Origin of the sequence: Gemmobacter caeni (genome assembly GCF_003054195.1) — a bacterium.
Taxonomy (GTDB): domain Bacteria; phylum Pseudomonadota; class Alphaproteobacteria; order Rhodobacterales; family Rhodobacteraceae; genus Gemmobacter; species Gemmobacter caeni.
Window position 1 is genome coordinate 562,300 of the sequence record NZ_QBKP01000001.1, and the last position, 9,233, is coordinate 571,532.

13 protein-coding genes are annotated in these 9,233 nt (G+C 60.4%); 6 read left to right on the top strand and 7 right to left on the bottom strand.

Features of this window, described 5'->3' with window-relative positions; translation table 11 throughout:
- Positions 1 to 21: 21 nt before the first annotated feature.
- A complete protein-coding gene (locus C8N34_RS02665) occupies positions 22 to 810 on the top strand; it encodes an inositol monophosphatase family protein (protein ID WP_054304539.1) in 789 nt (262 codons plus the stop codon).
- On the opposite strand, the gene C8N34_RS02670 is transcribed toward C8N34_RS02665, so the two are convergent.
- Together C8N34_RS02670 and C8N34_RS26155 are read right to left on the bottom strand one after the other, a co-directional pair.
- Positions 811 to 1,560, bottom strand: a complete 750-nt coding sequence (locus tag C8N34_RS02670; RefSeq protein ID WP_108127359.1) for a rhomboid family intramembrane serine protease — start codon at positions 1,558 to 1,560, stop codon at positions 811 to 813.
- Between the two features lie 361 nt (positions 1,561 to 1,921).
- Positions 1,922 to 2,068 (bottom strand): hypothetical protein, encoded by a 147-nt coding sequence (locus C8N34_RS26155; protein WP_158640445.1) that lies wholly within the window; start codon positions 2,066 to 2,068, stop codon positions 1,922 to 1,924.
- A 151-nt stretch (positions 2,069 to 2,219) separates the two neighbouring features.
- Between C8N34_RS26155 and C8N34_RS02675 the strand changes: the two genes are divergently transcribed.
- From C8N34_RS02675 to C8N34_RS02685, 3 genes are all read left to right on the top strand, one after another.
- Complete coding sequence (locus C8N34_RS02675) at positions 2,220 to 2,843, top strand: SOS response-associated peptidase (protein ID WP_108127361.1); 624 nt, start codon at positions 2,220 to 2,222, stop codon at positions 2,841 to 2,843.
- A gap of 202 nt (positions 2,844 to 3,045) precedes the next feature.
- Complete coding sequence (locus C8N34_RS25875; RefSeq protein ID WP_145693514.1) at positions 3,046 to 4,032, top strand: hypothetical protein; 987 nt, start codon at positions 3,046 to 3,048, stop codon at positions 4,030 to 4,032.
- A gap of 253 nt (positions 4,033 to 4,285) precedes the next feature.
- Complete coding sequence (locus C8N34_RS02685; RefSeq protein WP_108127364.1) at positions 4,286 to 4,822, top strand: hypothetical protein; 537 nt, start codon at positions 4,286 to 4,288, stop codon at positions 4,820 to 4,822.
- 285 nt (positions 4,823 to 5,107) lie between these two features.
- On the opposite strand, the gene C8N34_RS25880 is transcribed toward C8N34_RS02685, so the two are convergent.
- Both C8N34_RS25880 and C8N34_RS02690 read right to left on the bottom strand, forming a co-directional pair.
- Positions 5,108 to 6,016, bottom strand: coding sequence for a hypothetical protein (locus C8N34_RS25880; RefSeq protein ID WP_145693515.1), 909 nt, complete (start codon positions 6,014 to 6,016; stop codon positions 5,108 to 5,110).
- 186 nt (positions 6,017 to 6,202) lie between these two features.
- Complete coding sequence (locus C8N34_RS02690) at positions 6,203 to 6,685, bottom strand: thermonuclease family protein (RefSeq protein ID WP_145693516.1); 483 nt, start codon at positions 6,683 to 6,685, stop codon at positions 6,203 to 6,205.
- 283 nt (positions 6,686 to 6,968) lie between these two features.
- Here C8N34_RS02690 and C8N34_RS02695 point away from each other — a divergent pair, with 283 nt between their 5' ends.
- Positions 6,969 to 7,298, top strand: coding sequence for a glycine zipper family protein (locus C8N34_RS02695; RefSeq protein WP_242013754.1), 330 nt, complete (start codon positions 6,969 to 6,971; stop codon positions 7,296 to 7,298).
- A gap of 282 nt (positions 7,299 to 7,580) precedes the next feature.
- Here C8N34_RS02695 and C8N34_RS02700 read toward each other — a convergent pair whose 3' ends face one another.
- Both C8N34_RS02700 and C8N34_RS02705 read right to left on the bottom strand, forming a co-directional pair.
- Positions 7,581 to 7,916, bottom strand: coding sequence for a hypothetical protein (locus tag C8N34_RS02700; protein WP_108127369.1), 336 nt, complete (start codon positions 7,914 to 7,916; stop codon positions 7,581 to 7,583).
- 2 nt (positions 7,917 to 7,918) lie between these two features.
- Positions 7,919 to 8,536: a peptidoglycan recognition protein family protein gene (locus C8N34_RS02705; RefSeq protein WP_158640446.1), complete on the bottom strand. Its 618-nt coding sequence runs from the start codon at positions 8,534 to 8,536 to the stop codon at positions 7,919 to 7,921.
- A 120-nt stretch (positions 8,537 to 8,656) separates the two neighbouring features.
- Here C8N34_RS02705 and C8N34_RS26160 point away from each other — a divergent pair, with 120 nt between their 5' ends.
- Complete coding sequence (locus tag C8N34_RS26160) at positions 8,657 to 8,821, top strand: hypothetical protein (RefSeq protein WP_158640447.1); 165 nt, start codon at positions 8,657 to 8,659, stop codon at positions 8,819 to 8,821.
- On the opposite strand, the gene C8N34_RS02710 is transcribed toward C8N34_RS26160, so the two are convergent.
- Entirely contained in the window at positions 8,787 to 9,086 is a 300-nt protein-coding gene (locus C8N34_RS02710; protein WP_108127373.1) for a hypothetical protein, read from the bottom strand. The genes C8N34_RS26160 and C8N34_RS02710 overlap by 35 nt on opposite strands.
- Positions 9,087 to 9,233 lie beyond the last annotated feature (147 nt).

Genomic DNA, 9,233 nt, shown 5'->3' on the forward strand with positions numbered 1-9,233 from the left:
CGAACGAACCGAGGAAAGCCGATGCAAGGCAGCGCCAACCTGAACGTGATGATCAAGGCGGCCCGCAAGGCCGGCCGCAGCCTTGTGAAAGACTTCCGCGAGGTGGAAAACCTTCAGGTCTCGGCCAAGGGTCCGGGCGACTTCGTGTCGAAGGCCGACCGCGAGGCGGAACGCATCATCAAGGAAGAGCTGATGGGTGCCCGCCCGACATATGGCTGGCTGGGCGAGGAAACCGGCGAGGAAGCCGGGCAAGACCCGACCCGCCGCTGGATCGTCGATCCGCTGGACGGTACCACCAACTTCCTGCACGGCATCCCGCACTGGGCGGTCTCCATCGCGCTGGAACACAAGGGCGAGATCACCTCGGCCGTCGTGTTCGACGCCGCGAAGGATGAGCTTTACTGGGCCGAAAAAGGCGCAGGGTCGTGGATGAACGACAAGCGTCTGCGCGTCTCGGGCCGTCGCCATATGCATGAGGCGCTGTTTTCCACCGGCGTGCCTTTCGGTGCAAAGCTCGGCCTGCCCGCCGTGTTCCAGGATCTCGCCCGCCTGATGCCCGCCACCGCCGGGGTGCGGCGGCTCGGCTCCGCCTCGCTCGACCTCGCCTGGGTTGCGGCAGGGCGTTACGACGGCTTCTGGGAACGTGGCAACAAGATCTGGGACATTGCGGCCGGTATTCTGCTGGTGAAAGAGGCCGGTGGCCTGATGTCGGGCATCCGCGAGGGGCAGGACATCCTCGAAAGCGGCTCTGTCATCTGCGCCAACGAGGCCCTGTTCGAGCCCTTCCGCAAGATCATCCGCGGCGAGTGATCAGCGGCCGCGCCGGGGGACCACCGGCACCCGGCTGCGCGACAGCCGGTAAGTGGCGGGCGGATGGGCCGGGTGTCCCTCGGTCCGCCGCCAGAAGCCGGGGCCACCGCGCCGCAGCCACACCAGAAGCGTCAGCACGAAGCCTGCCACGAAACCGCCCGCATGCGCCCAATACGCAACGCCGCCCATATCGGTCGGCGTGCTGATGCCCGACACCAGTTGCAGCACGAACCAGATCCCCAGCACCGCCCAGGCCGGAATGGCGAAGATGCGGAAGAAGATCACGAAGATCACCAGCACATCGACCCGCGCGCGCGGAAACAGCAGCAGATAGCCCCCCATCACGCCCGCAATCGCCCCCGAGGCGCCAACCATGGGAACGGGCGAAGACGGTTCAGCCGCCACCTGCGCGAAAGCCGCAGCGAGGCCGCAGGCCAGATAGAAGCCCAGAAAACCCGCATGGCCGAACTGGTCTTCCAGATTGTCGCCGAAGATCCAAAGAAACAGCATGTTCCCCAGCAGATGGGCCCAGCCGCCGTGCAGGAACATCGCGGTCAGCAGCCCGCCGTAATGGCCCCCGTGTATCAGATCGGCTGGCACCAGCCCGTAGCGGTAGAAAAACCCGTCCAGCGCCGCGCCATCGGGCAGCACCAGCCAGTAGCTGACGAAAATCGCCACATTGGCCGCGATCAGCGCCCAGGTGATGTAAGGGGTACGCCCCGAAGGGTTATGGTCACGGATCGGAAACATCCGCTCACGCTTCCCGATCCCGCGCCGCGCGTCAAGTGACCGGCGTAAACGAGGCGCGTTGCCGTTCCGGGCAACGCCTCCCTCGCCTGAAACAGAGACGGGCAAAAAGGCTGAGAGAGGATCAAGATGGTCGGGGCGAGAAGATTCGAACTTCCGACCTACGGTACCCAAAACCATATCGAAACCATGACGTGAAACGGGGTTTTCTGCAAACCGCTAGATTTGCTGCCCTTTAGGATTCAATGGGTTATAGCAGCGCTGCAAACCGTTTCTCGCTGTCGTGTTGACAGGAGTGACCGAAATGTTCTCATTGTGTTCTCAATCAGCACTGCCAGCCAGCACCATGCCCGCCCGCGCCCCGTCAGCCAACCCGCACCGAAATCCCCGCATCTCCGACGCTGCGCGCGCCGGAAAATTGCTGACCATGCGCTGCGGACTCTGTCGCCGCACGGCGCATTTTTGGGCGACCGATCTGGTGGCTGTAGTCGGCGGCGATCACCAGGCGCATATCAGCCCTTTCCCGTGCTCCAAATGCGGCCACACCGACTACATCGACCTGCGCTGGTCTGTCCCCAGCGCGAGCGAGCTACAGACATTGACTGTCAGGCGCCCTGTCAGGCAGGTTGTGAAATGGATCTGGCGCAACGAGAGGGCCTGACATGTGCAATCTCTACACGTCCACGACGGCGGTTGACGCGATGCGCCGGCTGTTCAGAGAATTTGATAACCGCGCTGGCAACTTGGAGCCGGGGGACATCTACCCCGACCGCATGGCCCCGATCATCACGGCCGAGGACGCCGGGCACGTCCTGCGCAGGGCGCGATGGGGCCTGCCCTCCCCGCCGCAGTATCACAGCCCCAGCGGGATCGACCGCGGGGTGACCAATGTGCGCAACAGCACCAGCCCGCACTGGCGCCGGTGGCTCGGGCCGGAAAATCGGTGTCTCGTGCCGTTTGATCGGTTCGCGGAACCGAAGCCCGGTGGGCGTGGCGCGGGAGATTCGTGGTTTGAGGTGACCGATGATCGCCCTGCATTTTTCGCCGGGATCTGGGTGCCGGAATGGACCAGCCTTCGGAAGCTCAAGGACGGCCAGACGACCGACGATCTGTTCGGCTTCATGACCTGCGATCCGAATGCGGTGGTGGCGCCGATCCACCCCAAAGCCATGCCAGTCATTCTCGTGGAGCCGGGTGAATGGCACGCTTGGTTGCGGGCGCCGTGGAGCGAGGCGCGCGCGTTGCAGCGACCGCTGGGGAATGAGGATCTGGTGGTGGTGGAGTGACGGCCCTAAGCGGGCGGTCGAACTCGGGTTCTTGCGGCGGTGCGGCGCCCCCGAAGTGGCCGTTCATGGCTTGGTGCAGCAAAATCCCGGGCCGAATCTCGCTGATGCGGGAGAGAGCTGCCTTTCGCCGCAGACGCTTGATCTGCGGCGCCAATGGGAGAGGTATCTATGCGCCAGCGTTGGACCCCGATATGGTTTGAGGATGAGCTATGAATCAGAAAACAAACTACCTGCCGGAACCAGCGTAAAGCGCCTCAAAGAGGTAGTGGAGCTTCTTGGATATATGTCGGTCAAGGACGGCTTCAAAATCCCCGAACGAGTCGGGTGCTATTTCTGGCATGACCCATCAGAATACAAGTCTTGGACCGGGGTTGAGTTGAGTATCTACTACGACGAAGGCGCGCTAAAGCTCAGCACTCGGACTCGTGTTTCCAGAAGCTATTGGGATCTAACGCATCAGAACAAAACCATCAAAATGGTCCGAGACATATTTGGTGGAACCTTTGTGACTGACGAGGGGGCCAGTCGTTACCTCCAACCCGAACACCCGCCCCCTTCACCATTATCCTCCGGTTGCTACCTTGCTCGCTGGAAGTTTAACAACGCGCTGTTGAAAGCTCGGTGGTACCTTTCGTGCCGTAAACTGGAAGGGGACGCAGCGCGGGACGCTCCGAGTCCCCTTTCTTTCCTTGACGAAATGAACCCTCGCCTTCTGTCAAACAACCTCTTGGTTCCGTTCATCATCGCTGTGTGGGAGGAATACTACCGAGCGACCTTTACGGCGGTGCTGCGCTATGCAGACAAGCGAGAGGTCGTCTTGAAAAAAGCGCGTCTCAGCCACGCCCAGCTCGAGCAGATTGCTGCCGAGAAGCAGATTGAACGCGCAATCGCAGAGTGCTTTTCCTTTCAGAGACCAAGCGTAATTGGTGATAACTTTAAGATGATTGATGCGCGGTTGGATTTGGTGGGCGCGATGCGGAAACCTCACAGGAGACGGAAAGTCACACTCAGTGATTCTATTGAGTCGCTGGTCGTGGCGCGCAATGCTTTTGTCCACGCAGGCGATATGGACATGTCTTTATTCGACAAAGATTTGCAAACCATCATGAGCGACATTGTTGTTGCCGTCGATAGATCTTACGAGGCGATAGGAAGCCACTTTGGGTTTACGACAATTCATGACTATTGACACGGCGATTTTCCGCGCGTCTTGCAATATGCAGAATTTCTGCAACTGCTCGCTCGGTAGCATTGGGCTCGAAGCGGCCATGCGGCGAGCCTTTCTTGCCGCCGCATCTACCCGTTCGGCCCTTAGCCGCCGGTCAGCGTCGACGGCTGCTGCGGCGTAGCCACACCCAAACCGGTCATTGATGCTTGCGGCGGCATCTCTCTCACCGCATCATCCGGGCCATGCGCTAAGCCTATCGCTACTCGAGGACCGAATGACAAACGACGTGACCTACGAGCAAATCAGTGCCTCGCTAGGTTCGCTCCTCCTGCTTTGGGCCGCGATCGAACGGACCGCGCGGGATGAAGTCGCCCGTATTCACGGCGGATGCGTTCCGAAGTCGGCCTATGGTATCGCTGCCGTCCTGAACGCTTGGGAGGCTGCTGTGATTGCAACGCGACCTGAAGCACCGTTGCGCGCGTTGCTGGCCTCGACTCTTCGCACGGAACTTCAGGAGCCACTAAGCATCCGGAATGGGGTCTGCCACGGCCTAGTAGGCATTTCATCTGCATACGATGAGCAACCGGCGGCATTGATGTGGGAAATCAACAAAAGGAAGCGCAGCATTACCTGGCAAGAACTGCAAGCCACGTTCAGTTGGCTTTCGAAGGTCCCTTTTGCGATGTCCATGATCTCCGACACAACGACAGAGCGAGCGGGAAGCAGGATGACGGACAATGCCGAAAACCGGGAGTGGTGGCTGACAGAATTTGGGCTCGACCTTCACAAGCTGAACCTCGGCACAACATGATGAAGTCGCGTGGCTCGGCCCAAAGCCGCCAAGTACCCAGTGTCGCTAATGCGGCGGCGCGGCACGTCAAACCGGACTTTCGCTTGAATGCTCCTTCCCCGCAGCAATTGAGAGAATGCAGTCTTAAGGATACTATGAGTGTAATTGCAGCGCTGCAACATGACGGTCGCTACGGACGCAGACATTTCGCCACTTACACAGACCGGGTCGAATAGCACATCGAAATATGTGAGTGGGCATATACGCAGATTTCTGTCAGTTGCTCTATGGAAGTACATCTATGATCTAAGCTGGAAGACGTAGCTCTCGGACAGGCAAACCGATCTCTTTACGCCCAGTGGAAGTGCGGTACTGCTCTATGGAGCGGTTCATGAAACCGCGCATGGCGTCCAACGTTGATATCTTTTTATTACGTGCGAGTTCAAAGCACTGCTGTGCTGAGATTTCGAATTCGTTTCGCATTCCCAGGACGACAAGTTCGCCGGCTGTAATCTCTTTATGGATAATGGGGAACTTGAGTAAACCGTCTGTGCCTGTAACCTCATTCGGTCTGAAAAGGTGTAATTGGCTGGTCGACCTGCGCGCGCACCATGACGCAGCAACGAAATCGGCGCTCCAAGATCGAAATTGTTCGGCTGAGGTTGCGATCTTTTGCTTCGCCGCAAAGATGTCTTCGATAACCGTATTCAAGCAAGCGACAACGGCTCCGTGAATTGAAATTGCGGCCAGATCCGCAGGGGTAAATGTGTCGTCGCCCCAAGTGGTCACGAAAGCTCGATCAGTAAGTGGGTTCGGCACGGTTTTTGTTTGCAGCACGTATTGCAGGGCACCGTCCAGAAGCGATCGTTCGCAGCTTACCCGCAAATCTTCCAGTAATACGGCAGCTCGTTCAAAGACAGCATTTGCGGTCAACGTGGATCCCGCGAAAGCCACACCAACACTTCCAGCATTCGACGCAGGTCCGTAGCAATGAAAGGCTCCATCCGGGTAGAACTGTGGCTCCCTAATCATTACGCGAAAGCAGCGGATTTTTGGAAAGTTTTCATCGAGGGCTTGACGGCCGCCATCAGTTGAAATCGCGCTATCACTCAGCATAAAAATTCCGGCTCTCACGTAGGCTCTGTTTGCGACGGGCGTATCGTCCCAAAAGTCCTGCTCAGGTTCGAAGATATGGCCTGCGAGAATGAGTGTCATTTCCGAGTCCTGCGGGGCTACATGTCCAGTCTACGATTAGCAATGTTCACACCCGGGGGCAAACCTCCCTGCGTTAGGTGGTCGCTCTATCCCGCTTTAGCCCCATCTGAATGTCAGCTCACGCTGAAATCCCTCGGCCGCGCTGCACCCGCAGCGAACTTCCGCTTGCCGCCCGAATCGACCACATCACCGCCACCGTCCGCAGGCCCCCTCCCTGATCAGCACCTCGCCCAGATCCCGCCCGTCCGGCAGCGCACACAGCCCGACTTCGCGGTCATAGGAGCGGCGCCCCTCCAGCGTGCAGGTCAGCTGCGCGCCCGCGACCAGATCGCGCACCCGCGCAGTGGCCGCGTCACCGGCAGACGTGCCCCGTTCCGCGCAGTCCAGGTTGGCGATGCGGATCGGGATGAGGCCGACGACGATAGTGTCACCGTCCCGCACGCGCGTCACATTGTCGATAAGGACCGCGCCAGCGCTGGCCGGATGCCGCTCCGAGGCCTTCGGCTCGACGGTGCGCCGCACCCGGGACGAACTGCCGCTCCAAGCATCGCCGCCGCGCAGGATCGACACGCTCTTGCCGGGCGCGCTGTCGGCCTGCTGCTGGGTCAGGTAGGCGGCAACGCACATGGCGGCTACCGATACGAGGATGGTTTGTCGGATCAGTCTCATGGTCGCCGTTTACCGTGGGGATGTGGCAAGAGTTTGGCCATGGCGCCACCACCTTCGCCCTAGCCAAGTTGCTCAGCACCTCCGGCGCAGGCCGCACTGAGCCCCGGGGCCCGCGTCGACATAAAGACAACCTTTGCGCAACACATACAAGCCATGATTGCACGAAAACCATGGCACCACGAGAATCACATGATTGGAGTTTATTGTGCGAAAACCGTTGTCCGCAGTCGCTTTGTGCAGCCTGCTTTCTGCGTGCGTCCAGCCGCTCGAGGAGTATCGTCCCGTGACGGATCCATCCACATCAGCGTCGCGACGCTACGAGAGTGACCTGCAAGCCTGCTACAGCATCGCAAAAAAAGCTGAAGCCGAATATCAGGCTAGACAGGAAAAGGAGATGGGTCAGAAGATGATGGCCGGCATCTTGATTGGTGCCATTGCAGGTGCGGCAATTGGTGACAACAGCAACTGGGCAGCTGCTGGTGCTGCCCAAGGTGCAGCTGCAGGAATGGCCGCCACTGATACCGAACTGGCTGTCGGCGGTCCGCGGCGGATCATTGACCGCTGCATGACACAACGTGGTCACATTGTACTCAGCGACCTCGGTCGCGGCTAATCCTTGAGAAAATCAGAATACATGCTTGGTGCGGACCTCTTTTCCGCACCAAACAATCTGAAGCATATCTTTTGAGCCATTCAATTGAGTTCCAGCACATTTGCAAGCACCGGGCTGTTAATCATGGCTAGCGCAACACCAAAACAAAACGCGCCCGACCGAACAAACGGAGAGCGCAAGCTGTCAACAACGGCCAAAGAGGTTCCGCAACACTGCCCCGGTCATGGCGAATCGCCAACGGCCACCACCTGAACCCACGCCGCAGCGGCCAGCGGCGGCGCTTCAACCTGCCGCCTCGACCAGCTTGGCCCGTGCCAGATTGGTAATGACCTCCGGCGCAGGCTTCAACGCCCTGATTGCAGCCGGCACGCTGGACTGCGCGTAGCCCACCGCCGCCTCGGCCGCGACATGCCCGCTCAGCCCGCGCTGGATCGCCATGCGGGCCCCGGTCAGCAGCGCAGATTGCAGCGCCTCGCGGTGCTTGGCCTCGATCTGGATGCCCCAGTTGCGCCTGGCAGCATCTGCCGCCCAGCCGATGAGTACGGTCAGCACCGCCCCGAGGATTTCGAGCGCGTGCGGCAGCAGCGCCTGCATCAGCGCGGTCAGAATGTCTTGCATGATCAGGCTCCTTTGAACCAGGTGGGAACGTGAAAGCCCGGGCACGCCTTGGCGGCATACTGGTTGTGCCCGGAAACGGTGGTGATCTGGGTGCGCATCGAGATGGCCTCGATCTGATTGCGCAGCTGCACCAGCTGACGATCGGTGAAATGGACCTCGGGCCGATCCGTCTCGGCCGAGCCGAAACCGCCGATCAGGCAAATGCCGATGGTGCCATTGTTCCGCCCCACCACATGCGCGCCAATTTCGGTTTCGCGTCGGCCTGCGCGCAGCTCACCGGATCGGCCCAGCACCCAGTGATAGCCGATGTCTCGCCAGCCGTTTGCCCGGTGCCAGCGCCGGATCTCGGCCACCTGCGCGTCGATACCGTCGCCGTCCATCCAGTCGGGGCGAGTAGCGCTGCAATGCACGATGATCTCGCGCGCCGGATACCGCGCGCTGCCCTGATAGATCATCGAGGTGGTGACCGGCGCGACGTCCCGCGCGGCGACCGGCGCGCCCTGCCCCCAGCGCACAGCCGTGGCGCGCGTGCGCGGGCCGTCGATTCCGTCGATGGGGCCCGGCGAATAGCCAACCCCTGCCAGCCCGGTCTGAATAGACCGGATGTTTTCGTCTGCCATGTGTTGCTCCATGAAAAAGCCCGCGCGAGGCGGGCGGGTGGTTTCCGGGTTGCGTTGATTGAGGGATGGCCCCTATACACGCGCCAGTTGTTAGTGATTGATCAGGAGGAATTAGCTCCCATGGAACGCAGCCGAAACTTGCGTGCCGAACTCTCTGCCTACATCGCGCGCACGGGCCTCACGCAGGAAGCGCTGGACGATCTGGCGGCGAAAATCTGGAATGAACCGGCCACCGATGACCTGCGCATCCTCAGGGTTTGCGCCAGAGGCGCCAAAGCTCGATGATCTGCTTGGGGTCGTTGATCCCGATCAGCAGCCAGCGCATCGCGCCCTCTGCCGTCAGGGTCACAATGGCGGCAGCGATGGGCAGCGGCACGCCGAACACCTGCGCAGCATAATCCGCGCTGACCCCGGCCGCGCCGATGCCGACAATCATCGTCACCATGACCTTGGCCGGACTGAGCTGTCTGGTTGTCCTGATCTTGACGATGAGCGCGACGATGACCGCGATCCAGAAATCAAGGCTGCGAAACGGGGATAGATCTTGCACGGCGCCTCCTGCGCATGAAAAAGCCCGCCAAAGCGGGGCTGGGTGAAGGATTAGATCGCCAGCATGGGCCGGTACAAAGAAAAGCCCCGCCGCGCGAACGGCAGGGCAAGTTTGAGCGGCAGATAGGTACGCCCTATCGCAGCAACA